This is a genomic window from Paracoccus sp. UBA889 (assembly GCA_002294185.1).
In the GTDB taxonomy this organism is placed as follows: Bacteria; Pseudomonadota; Alphaproteobacteria; order Rhodobacterales; family Rhodobacteraceae; genus Paracoccus.
On sequence record DBFD01000034.1, the window covers coordinates 12,975 to 36,271 of the forward strand.

Annotated in this window: 21 protein-coding genes and 1 tRNA gene; 10 read left to right on the forward strand and 12 right to left on the reverse strand. The window is 65.2% G+C overall.

From position 1 onward, the window contains the following. Positions 1-51: 51 nt before the first annotated feature. Positions 52-2,862 carry a glutamine-synthetase adenylyltransferase gene (locus tag B4L36_RS05970; protein WP_292953812.1) on the forward strand — a complete coding sequence of 937 codons (2,811 nt, stop codon included), beginning with the start codon at positions 52-54 and terminating at the stop codon, positions 2,860-2,862. A 33-nt stretch (positions 2,863-2,895) separates the two neighbouring features. Here the strand turns inward: B4L36_RS05970 and B4L36_RS05975 are convergent, their stop codons facing one another. Next, a complete protein-coding gene (locus B4L36_RS05975; protein WP_292953815.1) occupies positions 2,896-5,025 on the reverse strand; it encodes a glycosyltransferase in 2,130 nt (709 codons plus the stop codon). 54 nt (positions 5,026-5,079) lie between these two features. Beyond that, positions 5,080-6,231: a glutamine-hydrolyzing carbamoyl-phosphate synthase small subunit gene (gene carA, locus B4L36_RS05980; RefSeq protein WP_292953818.1), complete on the reverse strand. Its 1,152-nt coding sequence runs from the start codon at positions 6,229-6,231 to the stop codon at positions 5,080-5,082. Positions 6,232-6,412: 181 nt separating this feature from the next. Here carA and B4L36_RS05985 point away from each other — a divergent pair, with 181 nt between their 5' ends. After that, complete coding sequence (locus B4L36_RS05985; protein ID WP_292953821.1) at positions 6,413-6,877, forward strand: GatB/YqeY domain-containing protein; 465 nt, start codon at positions 6,413-6,415, stop codon at positions 6,875-6,877. A 51-nt stretch (positions 6,878-6,928) separates the two neighbouring features. Continuing rightward, complete coding sequence (locus tag B4L36_RS05990; RefSeq protein ID WP_292953824.1) at positions 6,929-7,117, forward strand: DUF3008 family protein; 189 nt, start codon at positions 6,929-6,931, stop codon at positions 7,115-7,117. Positions 7,118-7,211: 94 nt separating this feature from the next. On the opposite strand, the gene B4L36_RS05995 is transcribed toward B4L36_RS05990, so the two are convergent. The 4 genes from B4L36_RS05995 to lipB form a co-directional block, all read right to left on the reverse strand. Next, positions 7,212-7,706: a DUF2244 domain-containing protein gene (locus tag B4L36_RS05995; RefSeq protein ID WP_292953827.1), complete on the reverse strand. Its 495-nt coding sequence runs from the start codon at positions 7,704-7,706 to the stop codon at positions 7,212-7,214. A 6-nt stretch (positions 7,707-7,712) separates the two neighbouring features. After that, on the reverse strand, positions 7,713-9,389 hold the full coding sequence (locus B4L36_RS06000) for a cytochrome c oxidase subunit I (protein ID WP_292953830.1): 1,677 nt from the start codon (positions 9,387-9,389) through the stop codon (positions 7,713-7,715). A 184-nt stretch (positions 9,390-9,573) separates the two neighbouring features. Beyond that, on the reverse strand, positions 9,574-9,993 hold the full coding sequence (locus B4L36_RS06005; RefSeq protein WP_292953833.1) for a c-type cytochrome: 420 nt from the start codon (positions 9,991-9,993) through the stop codon (positions 9,574-9,576). 125 nt (positions 9,994-10,118) lie between these two features. Beyond that, the gene (gene lipB, locus B4L36_RS06010; protein ID WP_292953836.1) at positions 10,119-10,763 is read right to left on the reverse strand and encodes a lipoyl(octanoyl) transferase LipB; all 645 of its coding nucleotides are present in this window, start codon (positions 10,761-10,763) and stop codon (positions 10,119-10,121) included. Positions 10,764-10,942: 179 nt separating this feature from the next. On the opposite strand from lipB, the gene B4L36_RS06015 reads away from it, so the two are divergent. From B4L36_RS06015 to B4L36_RS06045, 7 genes are all read left to right on the forward strand, one after another. Next, positions 10,943-11,029: transfer RNA gene (locus tag B4L36_RS06015), tRNA-Leu, on the forward strand. Between the two features lie 343 nt (positions 11,030-11,372). Next, a complete protein-coding gene (locus tag B4L36_RS06020) occupies positions 11,373-11,825 on the forward strand; it encodes a hypothetical protein (RefSeq protein WP_292953839.1) in 453 nt (150 codons plus the stop codon). Between the two features lie 129 nt (positions 11,826-11,954). After that, on the forward strand, positions 11,955-13,058 hold the full coding sequence (locus B4L36_RS06025; protein WP_292953842.1) for an ABC transporter ATP-binding protein: 1,104 nt from the start codon (positions 11,955-11,957) through the stop codon (positions 13,056-13,058). Positions 13,059-13,140: 82 nt separating this feature from the next. Next, positions 13,141-14,211, forward strand: a complete 1,071-nt coding sequence (locus tag B4L36_RS06030) for an ABC transporter substrate-binding protein (protein ID WP_292953845.1) — start codon at positions 13,141-13,143, stop codon at positions 14,209-14,211. 106 nt (positions 14,212-14,317) lie between these two features. Next, complete coding sequence (locus tag B4L36_RS06035) at positions 14,318-15,400, forward strand: ABC transporter substrate-binding protein (protein ID WP_292953848.1); 1,083 nt, start codon at positions 14,318-14,320, stop codon at positions 15,398-15,400. Between the two features lie 60 nt (positions 15,401-15,460). Beyond that, positions 15,461-16,759 carry an ABC transporter permease gene (locus tag B4L36_RS06040; RefSeq protein ID WP_292953851.1) on the forward strand — a complete coding sequence of 433 codons (1,299 nt, stop codon included), beginning with the start codon at positions 15,461-15,463 and terminating at the stop codon, positions 16,757-16,759. Positions 16,760-16,762: 3 nt separating this feature from the next. Beyond that, positions 16,763-17,713, forward strand: a complete 951-nt coding sequence (locus tag B4L36_RS06045; protein WP_292953854.1) for an ABC transporter permease — start codon at positions 16,763-16,765, stop codon at positions 17,711-17,713. A 15-nt stretch (positions 17,714-17,728) separates the two neighbouring features. On the opposite strand, the gene B4L36_RS06050 is transcribed toward B4L36_RS06045, so the two are convergent. The 6 genes from B4L36_RS06050 to B4L36_RS06075 are packed head-to-tail and all read right to left on the reverse strand — an operon-like array spanning position 17,729 to position 23,160. Continuing rightward, positions 17,729-18,673, reverse strand: a complete 945-nt coding sequence (locus B4L36_RS06050; protein ID WP_292953857.1) for an AEC family transporter — start codon at positions 18,671-18,673, stop codon at positions 17,729-17,731. Continuing rightward, entirely contained in the window at positions 18,670-19,488 is an 819-nt protein-coding gene (locus tag B4L36_RS06055; RefSeq protein WP_292953860.1) for an MBL fold metallo-hydrolase, read from the reverse strand. Before B4L36_RS06055 ends, B4L36_RS06050 begins: the two co-directional genes overlap by 4 nt. Continuing rightward, a complete protein-coding gene (locus B4L36_RS06060; RefSeq protein WP_292953863.1) occupies positions 19,485-20,303 on the reverse strand; it encodes a TatD family hydrolase in 819 nt (272 codons plus the stop codon). Before B4L36_RS06060 ends, B4L36_RS06055 begins: the two co-directional genes overlap by 4 nt. A 2-nt stretch (positions 20,304-20,305) precedes the next feature. Beyond that, complete coding sequence (locus tag B4L36_RS06065; protein ID WP_292953866.1) at positions 20,306-21,418, reverse strand: DNA polymerase III subunit delta'; 1,113 nt, start codon at positions 21,416-21,418, stop codon at positions 20,306-20,308. Next, positions 21,415-22,011: a dTMP kinase gene (gene tmk / locus B4L36_RS06070; RefSeq protein WP_292953869.1), complete on the reverse strand. Its 597-nt coding sequence runs from the start codon at positions 22,009-22,011 to the stop codon at positions 21,415-21,417. Before tmk ends, B4L36_RS06065 begins: the two co-directional genes overlap by 4 nt. A 3-nt stretch (positions 22,012-22,014) precedes the next feature. Then, on the reverse strand, positions 22,015-23,160 hold the full coding sequence (locus B4L36_RS06075; protein WP_292953872.1) for a D-alanyl-D-alanine carboxypeptidase family protein: 1,146 nt from the start codon (positions 23,158-23,160) through the stop codon (positions 22,015-22,017). Positions 23,161-23,297 lie beyond the last annotated feature (137 nt).

Here is a 23,297-nt window from a genome sequence, read left to right on the forward strand (position 1 = left end):
TCGCGCCGCACCATATTGCCCCCGCGGGTCCGGCGGCCCTAATCTGTGGCGATGAAATTCTCTGCACGCATCAGCCGCCAGCCCATCCCCGTCGATGACGACCGTGCGCGTCACATCCGCGAAATCTTCGATCCCGGGGGCGCGCTGTCCGACCTTGTGGCCGGAGCGGCCGGCAGCAGTCCGCATCTGGCCGATCTGATCGAGAAAGAGGCCGGATGGCTGGCCGGCGCGCTGGACGATGATGATGTGGTCGCACGCGAGACGGCGGGTTTCGAGGATCTGGACTCTGCCGCGCTGTCGGTTGCGCTGCGTCGGGCCAAGCGCCGGGTGGCATTGTTTGTCGCGCTGGCCGATCTGGGCGGGGTCTGGTCGCTGGAACAGGTGACGGGGGCGTTGTCCGATCTGGCCGATCGCGCCGTCGATCTGGCGCTGCGCGTCCATGTCGCGCAAGAGGCCGGGCGCGGCAAACTGCCCGAAAACAATGCCGATTGCGGCGGTGTTTTCGCGCTGGCCATGGGCAAGGGCGGCGCGCGCGAGCTGAACTACAGCTCGGACATCGACCTGATCGTGCTGTTCGACGAAACCGCCTATGCCGAGGCCGATCAGGCCGATGCCCGCGCCGCCCTGATCCGCGTCACCCGCAAGATGGCGGCAACGCTGTCTGACGTGACCGAACATGGTTATGTCTTCCGGACCGATCTTCGCCTGCGTCCCGACGCTTCGGTGACGCCGGTCTGCATCTCGACCGCCGCCGCGCTGGCCTATTACGAGGCCGAGGGCCGGACCTGGGAACGCGCCGCCTTCATCAAGGCTCGCGCGGCGGCGGGCGATGTCGCCGCGGGCCTGCGCTTCCTGCGCGATCTGCGGCCCTTTGTCTGGCGCAAGCACCTGGATTTCGCGGCCATTCAGGACGCGCACGACATGCGCCTGCGGATCCGTGATCACAAGAACCTGGGCGGCAGGCTGGATGTGCCCGGCCACAACATGAAGTTGGGGCGGGGCGGCATTCGCGAGATCGAATTCTTCACCCAGACCCGGCAGTTGATCGCCGGGGGCCGCGACCCCGATCTGCGTTGCCGCGACACGGTGGGCGGCCTGGCGGCCCTGGCGGCGAAGGGCTGGACGCCGGATGATGTGGCCGCCGAGCTGGCCGACCACTACCGCAAGCATCGCGAGATCGAACATCGCATCCAGATGGTCCACGATGCTCAAACCCATTCGCTGCCCAGGGATGGCGAAGGATTGGCCCGCATCGCTGCCCTGATGGGCGAGGCCGATCCGGCGGCATGGGCGGCGCGGCTGAAGGCCCGGCTGGCGCGGGTTCACGAATTGACCGAGGCCTTCTTCGCGCCCGGAGAGGCCCCCGACCGGCCTGAAATCTCGGCCGGGTCGCGCGCCGTCATCGATCGCTGGCAGGGCTATCCTGCGCTGCGCTCGGCTCGCGCCCAGCACATCTTCCGCCGGGTCGAACCGCAATTGCTGACACGCATGGCCAGAACCGGCCATCCGGAAGAGGCGCTGGCGCGGTTCGACAGCTTTCTGTCGGGATTGCCGGCGGGTGTGCAGCTTTTCTCGCTGTTCGAGGCCAATCCGCAACTGATCGATCTGATCGTCGATATCTGTGGCACCGCGCCCGGCCTGTCTGCCTATCTGGCCCGGCATTCCGCGGTGCTGGACGCGGTTCTGGCGGGCAGCTTCTTCGCGCCCTGGCCGGGGGCACAGGGCTTGCGGGACCAGCTTGGCGCGACCGTTCAAGCGGCGCTGACGGGGCCGGATGGCGGCTACGAGCGGGCGCTGGACGCAGCCCGGCGCTGGGCGCATGAATGGCATTTCCGCATCGGCGTGCATCATCTGCGCGGGCTGATCGACGCGGATGAGGCGGGCCGTCAATACGCGGATCTGGCCGAAGCCTGCATCGCCGCCCTGTTTCCCGTCACCGCCGAGGATTTCGCCCGCCGTCACGGCCCGCCGCCCGGCCGCGGCGCGGTCGTGCTGGGGATGGGGTCGCTGGGCGCGCGAATGCTGAACGCGGGCTCGGATCTGGATCTGATCGTGATCTATGACGCTGATGGGGCCGAGGCTTCGGAGGGGCCCCGTCCGCTCGCCGCGCGACCCTATTATGCGCGACTGACCCAGGCGATGATCACGGCCATTTCGGCACCCACGGCCGAGGGGCGGCTATACGAGGTCGATATGCGGCTGCGCCCCTCGGGGCGGCAGGGGCCGGTCGCGACGTCGATCCAGAGCTTCGAGAACTACCAGATGGACGAGGCCTGGACATGGGAACATCTTGCCCTGACGCGCGCGCGGATCCTGGCCCGGGCTGGCCGCGATGCCGCCGGGCTCGACGACCGTGTCGAAACGCTGAGAATCCGCATTCTGCGTGCACGCGGGACCGATCGTCGGGTCATGCCCGATCTGGCAGCGATGCGAACGCGAATCTTTGCTTCCAAAGCCCCCGACGGTGTCTGGGAGGCAAAGATCGGGCCCGGCCGGTTGCAAGATATCGATCTTCTGGCGCAATCCTGTGCCCTGCGCGCCGGCGATCCGGGGCGGGGCACGATGGCGCAACTGCGCGCGGGCAGGCGGGCTGGATTGCTGTCGGATGCGGATGCCGATGGTCTGACCTCGGTCTGGCGCTTCCTGTGGCGGTTGAACGCCTCGGCGCGGCTGCTGACCGATCGGCCGCTGGACATGGACGAGATCGGGCTTGGCGCGCAGGAATTTCTGCTGCGCGAGACGGCTCAGCCGGATCTGCCGGCGCTGAAGGCGCGACTGGCCGAAGTGACCGGCCAGGCGGCGACGCTGATCCAGGCGCAATTGCCCGATCCGCCGGTAGACGGTGCGGAAAGGACCGCATAGCCCCGTGCGCGCGCTTGCACAGTTTGGCAGGTCTCAGCCCGCGGCCTGCCGCAAATCGGGCGCGCATGTCGGCGAATCACTGTCGGCCGCCGGATCGGGATGCGGGACCAGGGCGGCAACGGGCGCGCGATCGGGGTCGTTCGCGACATCCGCAAGGCTCTGTCCGCCGATCTGACCCAGGACCGGCAGCGAGACGGTGCCCCTGGCGGGCGATGCCGGTGCGGACTCGGCGGTTTCGGTCGCGTCGAAGATGCCGTGCGCGGTCTTGTCCCAGTAGAAGGGCTTGACCACAACCTCGTAGATCGCCTTCCAGCCGGCCAGACATCCCAGCGGAAAATAGAGATGCAGCGTCGGCACCCAGGCCATGAGGTGCCGATGCTTGGCGCCCCGCACGGCCCAGAGACCGATCGCGATGCCGATTGCTTCGGAGGCAATGAACAGGCCGAACAGGGCAATCGCGGCCTGTCCGCCCCAGACCGTTTCCAGCGGTCCGCGCAACGGATGCGGCAGGCCAAGGCTCAGCAACCAGAAGCTCCACAGGACCGGGGCCAGCAGATATTGCGACAGGGAACCGAAGAACTGGATTTGGAAGGCCAGGAAACGTCGGCCGCCCAGATCGCGCCACAGCGCGCGCGGATCGCGCATGTGGACACCCCAGGTCATCGCATAGCCCTTGAGCCAGCGCGAACGCTGCTTGATCCAGGGAAGCGCGCGGCAATTCGCCTCTTCGTCGGTGGTCGTGTCCAGAATTTCCGTCCGCCACCCGCGCCGTGTCAGGCGCACGCCCAGATCGGCGTCCTCGGTGACGTTCCAGGCGTCCCAGGCGCCCACGGCCTCCAGCGCGTCGCGACGGAAGAACAATGTCGTGCCGCCCAGCGGAACCACGAGTCCCAACCGCGCGAGGCCCGGCAGAAGAACGCGGAACCAGGTCGCATATTCGACGGTAAAGCATCGCGCCAGCCAGTTGCTGCGCGGATTGTAGTAATCCAGTGCGCCTTGCAGGCAGGCGACATCCGGCGCGGCATGGTGAAAGCCGCGCGCGACCTTGTGCAGTTGATCGGAATCAGGGCGGTCCTCGGCGTCCCAGATACCCACGATCTGGCCGCGGCAGAAGTTCAACGCATAGTTCAGCGCCCGCGGCTTGGTCTGGATCGGCCCGTCCGGCACCTCGACCACCCGGATCCAGAAGGGCAGGGCCGCACCTTTCAGGGCGTTCCTCGTGACATCGTCGCTGGCCTCGATGACCAGCAGTATGTCGGTCAACTCGCGCGGATAATCCAGCCGCGCCAGCCGCGCAACCAGCTTGCCCGTTACATCGCTTTCCCGAAACAGCGGCACCATGACCGAAATCACCGGCAATGGCCCGGTCATCTGCGGCGCGGCCTCCTTGCCCAGGGCGATCGCGTGCATCCGCTCCAGTTCCTCGCCCCGCAGCTTCCAGGCCGAGAAGAAGCACATCAGCTTGAGCCCCGTCTGGCTGATCAGCGTCAGCGCCGCCCACAGGGTCAGGATCGCGATCACCGCGACCGGCAGCAGGAACAGTCCCAGTGTCACCGCGGCCATCACACCCAGGGCAAGCCGGCCGGCGAAAGCCTCGTCTCGCGTGCGGCAGCTCTCATGGGCCGGAACCCGCAACTCGGCCCGCCGGATCATCGAGATCCGGCGCGTGGCGAGGATCGCGGCCTGGGCCTGATCCTCGGTACACAGCAACATCCGGATGCGACCGAATTCGGGCGGCAATTGCGGCAGCACCTCATCGAAAAGGTCGGGCCGGGCGGTGGCTACCCAGGTCACGCCGCCGACCCGGCGCCAGGGCAGGATACCGTGGGCCAGACAGAATTCGGGCCCTGCGGCGTCGATCAGTCGCGGATCGGCCGGCATCGTCCGGGGATCGACGGCAGTGGTGCGCCATTGCCGCGACAGCGCGCGGATCAGCGCCTCCGGCGTGACCCAGCGATGCGCCAGAAGGATCGCGCCCAGACGCACATTCTGGCGCTGGCGCATGACCACCGCCTTCAGCAGATCGGCCGGATCGACCGACCCATCCTCAAGCAATATCTGGCCCAGGGGATTCCGATTGCGATCGGCCAGCGTCAGCCGTGATTCCGGCAAGTTCGGGGCCGGAACGGGAAACGGGTCGGTCTGGATCAGCGGCTCGGCCATGGACGATTCCTTTCGGGAACGCCCAGACGTGCCATGAAAGCCGTTAAAAAGAGGTTAAGTGGCGCGGCGCGCCCGCATGGATTGCGTGAAGCGGTCGAACAGATACAGGCTGTCCTGCGGACCCGGCGCCGCCTCGGGGTGATACTGCACCGAGAACACCGGACGGCCATCGAGGCGGATGCCGCAATTGCTGCCGTCGAACAGGCTGACATGGGTCTCGATCACGCCCTGCGGCAACGTCTGGCTGTCCACCGCGAAGCCGTGGTTCATCGAGGTGATCTCGACCCTGCCGGTCTCGACATCGCGCACGGGGTGGTTCGCGCCGTGATGACCGTGACTCATCTTGACGGTCCTGGCACCAAGTGCCAGCGCCAGCATCTGATGGCCCAGGCAGATACCGAAGATCGGCAGGCCGCGTTCCAGCAGCGACTGGATCATCGGCACCGCATAGCTGCCGGTCGCCGCCGGATCGCCGGGACCGTTGGACAGGAAAACACCCTCGGGGTCATGGGCCATGACCTCATCGGCGGTCGCGGTGGCGGGCAGCACGGTGACATCCGCGCCATGGGCCACCAGCGACCGCAGAATGTTGCGCTTGGCGCCGTAATCCAGCGCGACGACCTTGAAGGGCGTGTCTTCGGCCGCGGTGCCGAAGCCCTTGCCCCATTCCCAACCGCCTTCCGTCCAGCGATAGGTTTGCGCACAACTGACCCCCTTGGCCAGATCGAGCCCGACCAGCCCCGGCCAGTCGCGCGCCCTGGCGATCATGGCCTCGATGTCGAAACGTCCCCGGGGATCATGGCACAGCACGACATGAGGCGCGCCCTGACGGCGGATCGCGCGGGTCAGGCGGCGGGTATCCACGCCGCCGATACCGATCCGGCCGCGCCGCGCCATCCAGTCCGGCAGGTCCCCGGCCGCACGCCAGTTCGAAGGCTCGGTCGGATCCCAGCGAACCACGATGCCGCTGGCGACCGGATCAGGGGCCTCGTCATCCTCGGGCGTGATGCCGGTATTGCCGATATGGGGGAAGGTGAAGGTGATGATCTGGCTGGCATAGGAGGGATCGGTCATGATTTCCTGATAGCCGGTCATCGCGGTATTGAAGACCAGTTCGGCCAGCACCTCGCCGGTTGCGCCGAAGCCCTGACCGTAGAAGATCGTCCCGTCGGCAAGCACGAGGCAGGCGGTCGGTTCTGCAGCCATGGCGGGCACCCTCTGTCTTGAATCAGCCGGTCAATAGGCGCGGCCGGAGCGGAGGTCAAGTCGAAGGGCAGGGAACGGGCGCTTGATTCGCCGCGCCGCAGCGCCTACATGGCGGGGTCCATTCTGCCGCCCGGCGCGTCAGTCACGCGCGCCGCCCGGCGCATCCGTCAAGGAGAAGGCCATGGATCTGCGAGCCAGACTGCAAGCCGCCACGAAAGAGGCGATGAAAGCCAAGGAGGCGCATCGCCTGTCCACCCTGAGGCTGATCGCGGCCGCCGTGAAGGATCGCGAGATCGCAGCGCGCGGGCAGGATGGCGAGGGCGGCGATCTGCGCGAGGCGGACCTGATCGCGATCCTCTCGCGGATGGTCAAGCAACGTCAGGAATCGGCCAAGGCCTATGAAGAGGGCGGGCGGCTTGAACTGGCCGGAAAGGAGCAGCAGGAAATCGAGATCATCCGCGAATTCCTGCCGCGCCAGATGGACGAGGCCGAGACCAGCGCCGCGATCGGCGCGGCGATTTCGGACCTGGGCGCATCCAGCATCCGCGACATGGGGCGCGTGATGACCGAATTGCGCGCGCGACATGCAGGACAGATGGATTTCGGCGCGGCAGGGCCGAAGGTGAAGGAACGGCTGCTGCACTGACGCCGCGAAACCGCATGCGCCCGGCCGCGTTATCCGTCAGGAGGTGTAGCCATGCCCGCAAAATCCAAGGCCCAGCAACGCGCCGCCGGGGCGGCCCTGTCCGCCAAGCGCGGCGAAACCAAGGTCGGCGACCTGCAGGGCGCGTCCCGCGACATGTATGACAGCATGAGCGAAGACGAGCTTGAAGATTTCGCCTCGACCGACCTGGACGGATTGCCCGATCGCGTCGAGGGCGACTGACATCGCGAAACGCAATGGGGCGCGCGCGCGCCATGCGGCGCCTGCCGCGCCACTCACCCCTGGAAGGTACTTGAAAAGAGTGCGAGATTCGGCGCTAGCGCATGGCGGTCAGCCGGCGCTGCAGGTCGGCGCAGAGGTCGCGACGTTCGCCGGGGGTCAGAAAGGCGCCCAGTTCGATTTCGCGCCGGCCATCGGTCAGGATCAGGTAATCCTCGACCGGCCCGTCACGCAGAAGAACGCGCACCCAATGGGGATTGGTGTGCCATTCGCGCGGATTGCGGCCCGGGTCGACGCGCCGCAGATCCAGCGCATCGCGCGATAGCGTCATTTCCTCGACCGTCTCGCCGCTGCGATAGCTGCGCTGCAACGCGGTCCAGATCCCCCAGATGGCGAGGCCCAGAAAGGGCAGAAGCCCCCACAGAACGACCGTTCCCAGAACGGGCAGGATCGGTAGCAGCAACAGCACGGCGGTCGTGCCGATGAACCAGACGAAGCCGCGCCGGGGCAGCGACCGATAAGGCCATACCCTCAGCCGATAAGAGACGGCCCCGGACTCGTCCGGGGCCGCGTCATGCCATTCATAAGGCATCCTGCCTCAGTGCGCCTTGGCGTGATCCCAATCCTCGCGCTTGGGAAGCTGCTCGAACGTGTGTTCGGGCGGCGGCGAGGGCAGGGTCCATTCCAGCGTATCGGCATATTTGTTCCAGTAATTCGGCACGTTCACCGGTTTTCCGGCGCGCAATGTGTAGAACACGATGCCGATGAAGAACAGGAACGAGGCGAAGCTGATATAGGCGCCGATCGAGCTGATATTGTTCCAGAACGCGAATTCGACAGGATAGTCGATATAGCGGCGCGGCATCCCCTGACGTCCCAGGAAGTGCTGCGGGAAGAAGGTCAGGTTCGAGCCGATGAACATGGTCCAGAAGTGAACCTTGCCCGCCCATTCCGGATATTGCCGGCCGCTCATCTTGCCGATCCAGAAATAGACGCCCGCGAAGATCGCATAGACCGCGCCCAGCGACATCACGTAGTGGAAATGGGCGACGACATAATAGGTGTCGTGATAGACCCGGTCCAGCGGCGCCTGGCTCAGGACGACGCCGGTCACGCCGCCGACGGTGAACAGGAACAGGAACCCGAAGGCCCAGAGCATCGGGGTCTTGAATTCGACCGAGCCGCCCCACATCGTCGCGATCCACGAGAACACCTTGATCCCCGTGGGCACGGCAATCGTCATCGTGGCCAGCATGAAATAGCTTTGCTGGGTCAGCGACAGGCCGACGGTATACATGTGGTGCGCCCAGACGACGAAGCCCAGGATCCCGATCGACACCAGGGCCAGAACCATCGGCAGATAGCCGAAGATCGGCTTTTTCGAGAAGGTGGAGATGACGTGGCTGATAATGCCGAAGCCCGGCAGGATGATGATATAGACCTCGGGGTGACCGAAGAACCACAGGATGTGCTGATACAGGATCGGATCGCCGCCACCGGCCGGGTTGAAGAAGTTGGTGCCGAAATTGCGGTCCATCAGCAGCATCGTGATGGCGCCGGCCAGAACCGGCAGGGCCAGAAGGATCAGCCAGGCGGTCACGAAGACCGACCAGGCGAACAGCGGCACCTTGAACAGCGTCATGCCCGGCGCGCGCATGTTCAGGAAGGTGGTGATGATGTTGATCGCGCCGAGGATCGACGAAGCGCCCGAAACGTGGATGGCGAAGATCGCCAGATCCATCGAATAGCCGCCTTCGTTCGTGGATAGCGGCGGATACAGCACCCAGCCCACGCCCGAACCCATCTGATCCGAACCGCCCGGCGCCAGCAGCGAGGCGAGACCCAGGCAGGTGCCGACCACATACATCCAGTAGGACAGGTTGTTCAGGCGCGGAAAGCTCATGTCCGGGGCGCCGATGTGCAAGGGCATGAAGTAGTTGCCAAAGCCGCCGAACAGGGCCGGAATCACCACGAAGAACATCATCAGGACGCCGTGATAGGTGATCATCACGTTCCAGAGATGGCCGTTCGGCGTGCATTCCCGCGAGGCGTCGGCGATGAAGCGCGCGCCTTCCAGGCACATGTACTGAACACCCGGAAACTGCAATTCCATCCGCATGTAGACGGTGAAGCTGACCGAGATCAGCCCCACCAGACCGGCGGTGAAGATATACAGGATCCCGATGTCCTTGTGGTTGGTGGACATGAACCAGCGGGTGAAGAAGCCGCGCTGGTCTTGATGGTCGTCGTGGCCGTGTGCGGCTGCGTCTGCCATACCCGAACTCCCTGAGATGTCGTCAGCCGGTCGGGCGGACCGGCAATATCACGTCTTCTTTAGACCAGCCGCAGCGGCCGGGCAATGTCGCAAAGGCCCGAAAATGCGCGCCCCCGCGATGTTTGCACGTTCGCGGGGGCGTCCTTGGGTCAGTCTGCGTCCAATTGACGCATCGGCCGTCAGCCTATTGGGCCGCCGGTGCGACGCTGGCCAGATAGGCTGCGACATCGGCCTGATTCTTGTTCAACTTGAAGGTCATCTTGGTTCTGGCGCTCTGGTCGCCGGTCTTTTCCTGGACGAATTTGTTCGGGTCGGTCATGTAGGCGGCCAGATCCGCCTCGGTCCAGACCTCACCGCTGTCTTTCAGTTCCAGCAGGGCGTCGGAATACTTGTATCCTTCGACGCTGCCGGCCGCCCGTCCGACCACGCCGTAAAGGTTCGGTCCGACCTTGCCGCCCTTCACGATATCCTCGCCGGCGGGCGACTGGATCATGTGGCAGGCCTTGCACTTGCGGAATTCCTTTTCGCCATTCGCGACGTCCTGCGCGAAGGCCGGAAAGGCGATCGCGGCCCCAAGCACCGCGCCGATCAGTGTTGTCTTCATAGGATCCTCACTCCAACCAATCATCTGGATGTCCCTGTGCCCGTTATAGCGCCGGCGCGACTCAAATCCACCCCGGTCGAAGGTCGCAGGCCAAATCGTGAAGACACGCCGCCTGCCGCCGCAGGTCAGGTGAATGCCCGTGAAAAGCTGTCCCGCAGCGCCTGATCCAGGTCGGACATCGTCACCGGAAGGCCCAGATCGACAAGGCTGGTCACGCCGTGACCGCTGATGCCGCAGGGCACGATGCCGTCATAGTGCCGCAGGTCCGGTTCGACATTGATCGATATGCCGTGAAAGCTGACCCATCGACGCAGCTTGACGCCGATGGCCGCGATCTTGTCCTCGCGCGGGCTGCCATCAGGCAGGGGCGGCTTTTCGGGGCGCGTGACCCAGACGCCGACACGGCCTTCGCGAACCTCGCCCCGGACGCCGAACCGGTCCAGCGCGGCGATGACCCAAGCCTCCAGTCCGGCCACGAAGCGGCGGATGTCGCGGTCGCGGCGATTCAGATCCAGCATGACATAGACGACGCGCTGGCCCGGCCCGTGATAGGTATATTGGCCTCCGCGCCCCGAGGGGTGGACCGGAAAACGGGCCTCGATCAGATCGGCGCTCTTCGCGCTGGTTCCGGCGGTATAAAGCGGCGGATGCTCGACCAGCCAGATCAGTTCATCCGCCCGGCCCGTGCCGATGTCGGCGACGCGCGCCTCCATGAACGCGACCGCCGGGTCATAGCCGGTCAGACCGTCGCTGATGATCCATTCAACCATAGGCGGCGATCTGATGCGCGGCGGCGGCAAGGTCAAGAGGCGAGATGACGGGGCCGGCGGATGGCCGGCACGGCGCGTCGCGGGCCGAGCCGATGCATGACCGGACCGTCCGAACCCACGGTCGAATCCCCCTTTTCAATCGCGCCGGCCTTCGCTATGACGCGCGGCACTGCCCGGATGCGGTCGTGGCGGAATTGGTAGACGCGCAGCGTTGAGGTCGCTGTTCCTTAACCGGAGTGGAAGTTCGAGTCTTCTCGACCGCACCAAGGCAGGCTTTCCAGCCATTCCGTGCCGATCCTCGATCCCTGTTCCGGGCTCTCGTTCTGGTTGAGCTTGAATGGCGTTTCCGTCTTCCAATTGAAATTGCTAAAGAATTTTTCATCGCCTTCTTGCGTTTCATGGCCATGTCACGCTATCGACCTGGACCGAGGCGATTGCCTCCCTGGAAAATGACTTTGCCCGCTCTTTGCGATCACGCCGCGCTGTTCGATCGCTTGGAAAGCTTGGCAGGATTTTTCGCCCAGTGCGTATTGGTAAATGGGTTGTCGAGGTAGCTTTTGTCGATTTGGTTCCTGATTGAACAGGGCGAGACCCGGAAAGTCAGGCTGCTTGCGGCGTTCTGATCCTGACGGCATCGCGCTGATCGTCGCCGGAAGGCGCAATGGCGGCGTCCTGTTTACCGTCGGACTGGTCCTTACCATGCTGAAACCCCAGATCGGCGCGCTGTTGCTCGTCGCGGCGAGCGTTCTGTTCTTCTTCCGCAACAGCGACAATCTGCTGGCGCTGACGATCATCTGCGTCCTGGCCTTCGGAGGGTTGCATTCCTACGATGTCACGCTGGCGCTTGGCCTCGTTCCGCTCGTGACCACGCCGCTGCTGTTTGTCGGCCTGCTTCTTCTGTTTCGCCCGGGAAATCTTGCGAACGTGATCCCGGTCCCCCAGGACAGTTGGATCTTCCAGGGATCCATCTATGCGACATTCGCAATCCTGATCCTGTTGCTTGCCTGGCTGTCGCCGATCACGGCGCTTCGGGCAGGAGGGCGCGGCGATCAAGGCGAATGATCCATGGGCATTTTCGGCGGTGCCGTCCGCGACATCCGAAATGTCGGAATTGGTGTTGCCAGCGCCGCGCGGCAACGCTTAACCTCGGTCTCGCGCTGAACGAACAAGATAACGCAGGGAGAGCGCCCATTGCTGGACAATCGTGCGGGCGACGCATTCGTCGCTTTCGAACACGTGCAGAAAAGTTATGACGGGCAAACGCTTGTCGTCAAAGACCTCAATCTCTCGATCGGCCGGGGCGAGTTTCTGACCATGCTGGGTCCGTCGGGATCGGGCAAGACCACCTGTCTGATGATGCTGGCCGGATTCGAAACCGCGACCCATGGCGAAATCCGGCTGGCGGGCCGCCCGATCAACCAGGTGCCGCCGCACAAGCGCGGCATCGGCATGGTGTTTCAGAACTATGCGCTGTTCCCGCACATGACGGTCGGCGAGAACCTTTCCTTCCCGCTGGAAGTGCGCGGCATGGACAAGGCCGAACGCGACACGCGCATCAGGCGCGCGCTGGACATGGTGCAGATGGGGTCCTTTGCCAATCGCCGCCCGGCGCAGCTTTCGGGCGGGCAGCAGCAGCGGATCGCGCTGGCCCGTGCGCTGGTCTTCGACCCGGAACTGGTCCTGATGGACGAACCGCTGGGCGCTCTCGACAAGCAATTGCGCGAACACATGCAGTTCGAGATCAAGCACCTGCATGAAGAACTTGGAATCACCGTCGTCTACGTCACCCATGATCAGGGCGAGGCGCTGACCATGTCGGACCGGATCGCGGTCTTCAACGACGGCCGTATCCAGCAACTTGCCACGCCCAGCGAATTGTACGAACGGCCCGAGAACAGCTTTGTCGCCGGCTTCATCGGCGAAAACAATGCCTTGCCCGGCACGATCGAAAAACTGGATGGCGACAAGGCGCTGGTTCGGCTGGACAGCGGCGACCTGATCGACGCGACCGCCGTCAATATCCGCGAATCGGGCCAGCGGACCACCGTCTCGATCCGGCCCGAACGGGTCGAGTTCAAATCCGAGTTGATGCCCGAGGGCGCGCATACCGTCGAGGCCGACGTGGCCGAGGTGATCTATATGGGCGACATCCTGCGGACGCGGTTGCGGGTGGCCGACAGCGATAATTTCGTGATGAAGTTCCGCAACACGGCCGGGCAGACCCGGCTGCAGCCGGGACAGAAGATTCGTATCGGCTGGCATCCCCAGGATGCCCGGGCGCTGGACCCGGTATGATCCGGCATGACGACTCGGCCCCTGCGGGCCAAGACCGGCGGCCGAAGTGCCGCGTCCTTCCTGACCAATAGCGGAGATTTCGATGAAGACGACTCTGGCCCTGACCACCGCCATCGCGCTTGTGACCGGACCCGCCCTTGCCGACGTGAACCTGCTGTCCTGGGGCGGCGCCTATGGCAACAGCCATCTTCAGGCCTATGTCCAGCCGTTCGAGGAAAAGACCGGCATCAAGGTGCGGATGTCCGATACCGACAATCCGGCCACGCCGATCAAGGCGATGGTCGATGCGGGCAATGTGACGACCGACGTGGCCTCGGTCGAATATGCCGATGCCGTGCGCCTGTGCGACGAGGGACTTCTGGAAATCATCGACCCCTCGATGCTGGCGCCCGCGCCCGACGGCACCCCCGCCGAAGAGGATTTCATCGACGGCGCGATCACCGATTGCTTCGTGGCGACCGATGTCTATTCGATGGTGTTGGCCTATGACGAGTCCAAGTTCCCGGACGCCAAGCCCGCCAGCCCGGCCGATTTCTTCGATCTGGAAAAATTTCCCGGCAAGCGCGCCATGCGCAAGGGTGCCAAGTTCAATCTGGAACTGGCGCTGATGGCCGATGGCGTCCCGGCCGATCAGGTCTATGATGTCCTGTCCACGCAAGAGGGGGTCGATCAGGCTTTCGCCAAGCTGGCAGAGATCAAGTCCGATGTCATCTGGTGGGAGGCCGGCGCCCAGCCGCCGCAACTGCTGGCCGATGGCGAGGTGACGATGGCCTATGCCTTCAACGGCCGCATCTTCAACGCCGCGCAGGGCGAGGGCAAGCCGTTCAGGATCATCTGGGACGGCCAGATCTATGAAATGGAGGGCTGGGTGATGCCGAAAGGCGCGCCCAACAAGGACGAGGCGATGAAATTCATCACCTTCTCGACCTCGCCTGAACCGCAGGCGCGGGCAGCGGAATTCATCAGCTATGGTCCGCCGCGCAAATCGGCCGCCGCGCTGGTCGGAAATATCGAGGGGACCGATCAACCGATGGGTCCCAATCTTCCGACGACCGAGGCGAACATGACCGACGCGCTTGGTTCGGACCTGGATTTCTGGGTCGATCATGACGCGGAACTGAACGAACGGTTCAACAGCTGGCTTGCCGGCTAGGCCGTCTCGGGCGCGGGCGCCGGGATGGTCCCGGCGTTTGCGCAAGACTTGAAGATTGAACGACAACGGCTTGGAAATGCCGGAAGTTCACGACAGGGAGTGCAAGATGAAGAAAGTTCTGATCCTGACCACAGCAATGGTCGGTCTGGGCCATGCGGCCCTTGCGGACGAGGGCGAGGTCAACGTGGTGTCCTGGGGCGGCGCCTACGAGATGTCGCAGGTCGAGGCCTATAACAAGCCGTTCAACGAAAAGACCGGCATCAAGGTCAACATGATCGCCGCCGACAACCCCGCCACGCCGCTGAAGGCCCAGGTCGAGGCCAACAACGTCACCGGCGATGTCTTCGATATCGAGGTTTCTGACGCGATCCGCCTGTGCGACGAGGGCGCGCTGGTGGAAATCGACCCGGCCAACCTGCCCGCCGCGCCCGATGGCACCCCGGCATCCCAGGATTTCATCGACGGTGCCTTGCAGGATTGCGCCGTCGCCAACATCTTCTGGGGCACCGTCATCGCCTTTGACAAGACCAAGTACCAAGGCGACGCGCCCAAGACGGCCGCCGATTTCTTCGACACCGAGAAGTTTCCCGGCAAGCGCGGTCTGCCCAAGAATCCCAAGCGTACGCTGTATCTGGCGCTGATCGCCGATGGCGTGGCGCCCGATCAGGTCTATGACAAGCTGGGCACGCAGGAAGGCGTCGACCAGGCCTTTGCCAAGCTCGACACGATCAAGAATGATGTCGTCTGGTGGGAAGCCGGCGCCCAGCCGGTGCAACTGCTGGCCGATGGCGAAGTGTCCATGACCACCGGCTATAACGGCCGCTTCTTCGACGCGATGGTCGGCGAGGGCAAGCCCTTCGAGATCATCTGGGACGGCCAGTACATGGACATGGACATGTTCGTCATCCCGAAAGAGGCGCCCCATCCCGAGGCGGCGATGGAATATCTGAAATTCGCCACCGACACCCAGCGGCTGGCCGATCAGGCGAAATACATCGCCTATGGCCCGGCGCGGCAATCCTCGGCCGCGCTGGTCGGCATGTATCAGGACGGCAAGACCGAGATGGCGCCGCACATGCCCACCAATCCCGATCACCTGAAGACCGCGGTCATGGACGACCCGGAATTCTGGGCCGATCACGATGCCGAGTTGACCGAGCGGTTCAACGCCTGGCTGGCCGGCTCCTGATCCGCACCCGCCGCCTCCGCCCGCATGGGCGGGGGCGATACCTGATTTTTCGGGGAATTCATGGCGAACGCTCTTGATCCACATGCCGCCATCGTCACCACCGCCGCGGGCGAAACCGACGGGACGCTGACCACCGCCGACGGCCGCCCTCTGGCGCGCGCGCTGGCACGCAGCCAGCGCCGGGCCAAGCGCCGCGCCTTTCTGCTGGTACTGCCGCTGTTGGCCTTCATCCTGATCACCTTCGTGGTGCCGATCGGGCAGATGCTGCAGCGCTCGTTCTACAATGACGGCTTTTCGGCGAACATGCCGCAGATTTCGGCCTGGTTCGCGAACAATCCCCGCGGGACGCCGCCCGACGATGCCGCCTGGACGGCACTGGCCACGGATCTGCAAGCCTCGGCCGAAGAGCGCAGCATCGGCGTCGTCGGCACCCGGATCAATTATGACGTGCCCGGCACCCGGTCTCTGTTCACCTCGACCGGCCGCAAGGTCCGCCGCGGGTTGGAGCCGCCCTACAAGGAGACGCTGCTGGCCATCGACGAGCAATGGCAGTCGCCGCAATTGTGGAGCGCGATGCGCAACGCCGCGACCCCCTATACCGGAAATTTCTATCTTGCGGCGCTGGACCGGACGCGGGCCGATGACGGCAGTATCGAGCAGGTGCCCGAGCGCCAGCAGGTCTATGTCATGCTGTTCATGCGCACCTTCTGGCTGTCGCTGCTGATTACCGGCCTGACCTTTGTTCTGGGCTTTCCCGTCGCGCATCTGCTGGCGACCTTGCCGATGCGGAAATCGAACCTGCTGATGATCCTGGTCCTGCTGCCCTTCTGGACCTCGCTGCTGGTGCGCACGACGTCGTGGATGGTGCTGCTGCAACAGCAGGGCGTGATCAACGACCTGCTGGTCTGGGTGGGCGTGATCGACAACGGCCAGCGCCTGCAGATGATCTATAACCGCACGGGCACGATCATCGCGATGACGCATATCCTGCTGCCCTTCATGATTCTGCCGCTGTATTCGGTGATGCGAACGATCAATCCCTCCTATGTCCGGGCCGCGCGCAGCCTGGGCGCGACAAGCTGGACCGCCTTCCGCCGGATCTATTTTCCGCAGACGCTGCCGGGGCTGGGGGCGGGCGCGCTGCTGGTCTTCATCCTCGCGGTCGGCTATTACATCACGCCGGCGCTGGTCGGCGGCTCGTCGGGTCAGCTGATCTCGAACATGATCGCGACGCATATGACCGATACGCTGAACTGGTCCATGGCCGCAGCCCTTGCCGCGCTGCTTCTGGCCTCGGTTCTGGTTCTCTACTGGCTTTACGACCGGCTGGTGGGCATCGACAATCTGAAGCTGGGGTGAACGATGGCTGTCCCGACCTATGCAACCCCGCTGGAGCGGATCTGGCACTATACCTATCTGGTCATGTGCGGGCTGATCCTGTTCTTCCTGATCGCGCCCATCGTGGTGATCATTCCGCTATCCTTCAACGCCGAACCCTATTTCACCTTTACCGACAAGATGCGCAGCTTCGATCCCGAGGGCTACAGCCTGCGCTGGTATCGCAGCCTGCTGACCTTCGGGATGCAGAACCCCGATGCGACCGGCAGCGCCTTCTGGTCCGACGCATGGGCCAATGCGAAATGGGTGCAGGCGGCCAAGAACTCGATCATCATCGGCTTTTTCGCCACCCTCATCGCCACCGGCCTGGGCACGCTGGCCGCGCTTGGCCTGTCGCGGCCCGAAATGCCGCTGCGCCGGGCGATCATGGCGACGCTGATCTCGCCGATGATCGTGCCGCTGATCATCACCGCGACGGGGATGTTCTTCTTCTACTCCAACCCCTGCGAATTGCTGGGGATGATCGGGTTACCGACCAATTGCGGGCGGCTGGCCGGCACCTATCTGGGGGTCATCCTGGCCCATGCGACGCTGGGCATTCCCTTTGTCATCATCACCGTCACCGCGACGCTGGTGGGCTTTGATCAGTCGCTGAACCGGGCTGCGGCAAGCCTTGGCGCCAATCCCCGAACGACCTTCTTCCGGGTGACGATGCCGCTGATCCTGCCGGGCGTCATCTCGGGGGCGCTGTTTGCCTTTGTCACCTCCTTCGACGAGGTGGTGGCGGTGCTGTTCATCGCCGGTCCCGACCAGCAGACCATTCCGCGCCAGATGTGGAACGGAATCCGCGAACAGATCAGCCCGGCGATCCTGGCCGTGGCCACCATCCTGGTGCTGTTTTCGATCGCGCTGCTGGCCAGCGTCGAATTGTTGCGACGCCGGTCCGAACGAATTCGGGGCATCACCCCGCACTGATTCCCGGCGGGCTGCCTAGGGCAGGATCGCCAGCCACATCCAGATCGTCAGGACCGAAGCCGCGGTGCCGATCAGCACGGTCGAGGCGGCGACGCGGCGGGCCGAGGCATAGATGTTGGCGAAGAGATAGGCGTTGATGCCCGGTGCCATCGACGCCGTCATCACCGCCGAACGCAGACCTGCCGTATCCAGCCCGCCGGCCCGGCCCAAGCCGTAGGTGATCGCCGGATGCAGCAGAAGCGAACAGGCGCAGCACATGGCGATCGCGGCCATATCGCCTTCCGGCCGGTATCGGTAGAGGATGCCGCCCAGCCCGAACAGGGCGGCAGGCAGGGCCGCGCGCGAAATCATGTCCACCGCCGCCCAGAAGCCCTCCGGCATCGTCATCCCGGCCTGCATCAGCGCGTTCATCGCCAGTCCCGACAGGATGCCAATGACCAGCGGCGTGTGCAGCACGCCGGTCAGAGCACGCAGGGCGACACGGCCGACCGAAAGGCCGGTTCCCCTGGCGCGCGTGAACTCCATCACCGTGATCCCGAACGTGTAGAGCAGCGGCGAATGGATCGCGATGATCGCCCAATTGCCGGCCAGCGCTGCCGCGCCAAAGGCGCGCTCGGTGATCGGGACGCCCATCAGCAGACTGTTCGAGAACAGGCAGACAAAACCGATCGCGACGCAATCGGCGGGGCTGCGGCGAAACAGATATTTCGCGCCCGCCCACCCCGCCAGAAAGCTGGCGAACGCGCCGAGATAGAAGGACAGCAGCAGCACCGGCTGGAAGTTGCTGCCGATATCCAGCCGCGCCATGGACGCGAAAAGCAGCGTCGGCACCGCGAAATTCTGGGCAAAGCGCATCAGCCCGTCCACGGCGCCTTCGGAAAACCAGCCGCGCCATGTCACCAGATAGCCGAAGCCGATGACCAGAAAGACCGGCAGGACGATGGTGAACAGCGCGCTCACAGCGCGGCCGCGATCGCGGGGGCCTCGTCTTGAACGTCAAGCACCATGCCGTCATGGGCCGGGATGACGTGATCGGGCGTCATCGCCATGACCGCGTCGTGATCCAGGTCGATATGCATGTTTGTCACGATCCCCCGCGGCACGCCCGAGCGCGCCAGCCATTCCAGCGTGCGCGCCAGATGCGCGTGGCTGGGATGGGGATCCAGCCGCAGGGCATCGCAGACAAAGATCTGGGCGCCCTCGATCAGGGGCCAGGCCGCGTCGGGGATGTCCGAAACGTCGGGCAGATAGACCAGGCCACCGATGCGAAAGCCAAGCGCGTCGATCTCGCCATGGGTGACGCGGAAGGGATGGAAGACGATGGCGCCGCCGGCGCCGTCGATCGTGACCGGCCCCTCGATCCGGTTCAGTTCGCAGATCGGGGGATAATTGCTGCCTTCGGGCGTCAGAAAGACATAGGAAAAGCGATCGAGCAATGCCTGCGCGGTCGGCTGAGCGGCCCAGACAGGCATCCGGCGGCGGGAATTGTGGACCAGCTGACGGATATCATCGATACCATGGACATGATCGGCATGGGCATGGGTATAGATCACCGCTTCCAGTGTGCCCACATCGGCATCCAGCAGTTGCGGCACCATGTCCGGGCCGGTGTCGATCAGCACGCGTGTCGTGCCCTGGGGCCCGTTCCTTTCCACCAGCAGCGAACAGCGGCGGCGGCGGTTCTTCGGGTTCGTCGGATCGCAGGCCCCCCAGCGGCCGCCCAGCCGCGGCACGCCCCCCGACGAGCCGCAACCAAGGATCGTGGCGCGAATCACGGCTGGCCCCCGACCCGCTGTCCCGCCGCCTTCGGGAACAGCCGGTCGAAATTCTCGCAGGTCTGCTTGGCGAAATCGGCGTAGCCCATGCCGAAGACCTCGGCCCCCACGGCGGCGGTGCTGGCGACATAGGCGGGTTCGTTGCGCCGTCCGCGATGGGGCGGGGGGGCCAGATAGGGGCTGTCGGTTTCGACCAGGATACGGTCCACCGGGGCGGCAGCGAAGATCTTGCGCAGATCCGAGGATCGCGGAAAGGCTGCGATGCCCGACATGGACAGGTAAAAGCCCAGATCCAGCGCCGCCTGCGCAAGGTCCGGACCGCTGCTGAAGCAATGCATCACGCAGGAATAGGGGCCGGCGCGATGTTCCTCGGTCAGGATGCGGGCCATGTCTGCATCTGCGTCGCGGGCATGGATGATCAGTGGCAGACCGGTGCGGCGCGCGGCCTCGATATGGACACGCAGGCTTTCGGCCTGGGCCGCGGCGCTTTCGGCGGTATAATGGTAATCCAGCCCGGTCTCGCCGATGCCGACGAATTTCGGATGATCGGCCAGACGCAGCAGATCCGTGAGGGTGGCCATCGGCTCGTCCGCGACGCTCATCGGGTGGGTGCCGGCCGCGTAGAAGACGCCATCATGCGCCTCGGCCAGCGCGCGGACCTGAGGCTCGAGGCGCAATCTTGTGCAGATTGTCACCATGCGCGTCACCCCGGCCGCCCGGGCGCGGGAGATCAGCGCGTCATGTTCGCCGTCGAAATCGGGAAAATCCAGATGGCAATGGCTGTCGACAATCGGCGGTGGGGCCGCTTGGTTCATGGTCAACCTGTGGCTGGCAGGGCGGATTGTGCCGGCGGCAGATGCGCCAGTTCCGTCAGCATATCCATCACCAGCGCGGCAGGGTCAAGGTTGACCGCCCGACCGGCGCGCGCACGCGCCGACAGCCGCGCCTGCGCGCCAGCCCAGTCGCGGGCGGCGCGGTCATCGGGTGACAGCCGCGCCAGCAGCGCGCCTTCGCCGGTCGCGGCTTGCGGCAGGGGCGCGCCCATCAGCCCGGCGCGCGCGGTTCGGGTCAGGAACCGGTCCAGCAGCGTGATCGTCAGGTCGAAGGGATCGCCGTCGGCATTGGCCCGACCCGCCGCTGTCTCGGCCAGCTGGGCCGCCGCAATCCGGTCCATCCGGGGCAGGGTGGCGAACAGGTCGACGATCTGCTGATAGCGTTTCAGCCCGTCCTGTCCGGCCAGCCGCAACGCCTCGCCGACCGAACCGCCCGACAATGCCGCCAGCGCGACGGCATCCTGATCGACGCCCAGATCCGACAGCACCTCGGTCATCAGGTCAGGTTTCAGCGGGTTCAGGCGCAGCGTTCGGCAGCGTGAGCGGATCGTCGGCAGAAGCCGCGCGGGCTGGTGCGCGATCATCAGGATCAGCCCGTCCCTGGGCGGTTCCTCCAGCACCTTCAGCAGCGCATTCGCGGCGGCGGTGTTCATGTCGTCCGCGGTGTCGATGATGGCGATGCGCCGCCCGCCTTCGGCCGCCGAGAGGTGAAAGAACGACAGCAGCCTGCGGATCTCTTCGACGGTGATTTCGGCCCGCAGCCTGTTGGCCTTGTCGTCCCAGGGGCGGCGGACCAGTTGCAGATTCGGTTCGGACAGGGCGGCAAGGCGGCGGGCGGCGGGCGCGTTGCCTGGCACGGACAGATCGTCGCTGTCCGTGCCCGCCAAAAGCCAGCGCGCGATGGACCAGGCCAGCGTTGCCTTGCCGATGCCGCGCGGCCCGGTGAGCAGCCAGGCATGATGCAGACGCCCGCCGCGCGATGCCTCGACAAAATCGCGAACGGCCTCGTCCTGACCGATCACGCGCGCCGTCATCCGCGGGTGGGGCGCGCCGGGCACGCGGTCGGGTTCGGGGATATCCGCGGGGTCGGTCTTCACAACGCCGCCCGGACCCGCGCGGCCACGTCCTCGGGCGCGCCGCTGCCGTCGATCATCCGGACGCGGGCCGGATATTCGCGGGCCAAGGCCCGAAATCCCCCGGCCAGCGCCTGCTGGAAGCCAAGGCCCAGGCTTTCATAGCGGTTCTCGATCCCGCCGCGCGCATGGCCCCGCGCCACGGCGGTGGGCGGGTCGATATCGATGACAAAGGTCCGGTCGGGCTCGGTCCCGATCATCAGCGCGTGCAGCCGGTCCACGATGCCACGCAGATCGCCCCGCGCCGCGCCCTGATAGACGCGCGTGGAATCGGCGAAGCGGTCCGAGACGACGGTCCGGCCCGCGGCCAGGGCCGGGCGGATGGTCCGTTCCAGATGGTCGCGCCGGGCGGCGGTGAACAGCAGACATTCGGTTTCGGGCGACCAGCGTTCGCCCGTGCCCTCGACCAGCAGGCGCCGGATCTCTTCGGCGCCGGGGCTGCCGCCGGGCTCGCGGGTCAGCACGACATGGCGGCCTTCGGCGCGCAGCGCATCGGCCAGCAGCCGGGCCTGCGTTGACTTGCCGCAGCCGTCGATCCCCTCGAAGCTGATGAACATGGCTCAGAGGCCGGCGGCCTGGACCGCCTTGTTGCCCAGCCGGGTCACGGCGCCCTTCATCCGGCCCATGAACCCGGCGGCGGGCACGTCCTGCGCGGCGATCAGCGGTGTCACGGCATCCTTTGCGCCGGGCACGGTGACGACCAGCCGGCCCACTTCGTCGCCCTTGGCGATGGGCGCCGGAATGGGCGAATCATAGACCGCCTCGACCTTGACGCTGTCCTGCGCACCCGCAGGGATCAGCACATTCACGCCCTCATCGGTGGTCAGACCCAGCCGGTCCTGGGTTCCGAGCCAGACGGGGGCCTCGACCACCGTCTCGCCTGCGGGAACAAGCTTCTTCATCGTGAACTGGCGGAAGGACCAGTTCACGATCCGCTCGGCCTCTTCGGCGCGGGCGGTCTCGCCGGACAGGCCGGTGATCACGAACACCACCCGGCGCCCGTTCTGCACGGCCGAACCGACAAGGCCGTATCCGGCCTCTTGCGTGTGGCCGGTCTTCAGCCCGTCGGCACCGATGCCAAGGCTCAGCAGCGGGTTGCGGTTGAAGCGGTTGGCCGGCGCACGGCCGTCAAAGCCGAATTCCCTGATCGCGAAATTCTTGTAGAGCTCGGGAAAATCGCGGATCAGCCGAACCGCGAGCGTGCCAAGATCGCGCGCCGTCATCAGGTGATCCGGGTCCGGCCAGCCCGAGGAATTGGTGAAGACCGAATTGGTCAATCCGATCTCCTTGCCCTTCTGGGTCATCTGACGGGCAAAGGCCGCTTCGGTTCCGGAAAGTCCCTCGGCCACCACGACGCAAGCGTCGTTGCCCGACAGCACGATGATGCCCTTGATCAGTTCGTCCACCGTCGGGCGATCCTGTTCATTGAGGAACATGGTCGAGCCCTGCATCTGCCGCGCCTTGGTCGAGACCGGCAGCCGCGTATCCATCTGCACCCGGCCTTCGCGCAGGGCTTCGAACAGCATGTAGATGGTCATCAGCTTCGACATCGATGCCGGCGGGATCTGCTGGTCGGCATTCTTTTCCATCAGCACGGTGCCCGTGGCGACGTCATAGACCCATGCCGTCTGCGCATTCGTCTCGAACGCCTGCACCGGCGCCGAAAGAGACAGCAGGGCGACCAACCGCAGCAGAAATGCACGCATAAGGATTCCTTTGCCTGTTTGCGCAAGATGGTTACATCATGCCTCGCCATGCCGCAACGCGGCTGAATGGCGCGGGACGGATAAAGTGAACGCGGCGCCGCGAGGAACGGCAGTCGCGCCGCCGCCGCCCGCGGCCC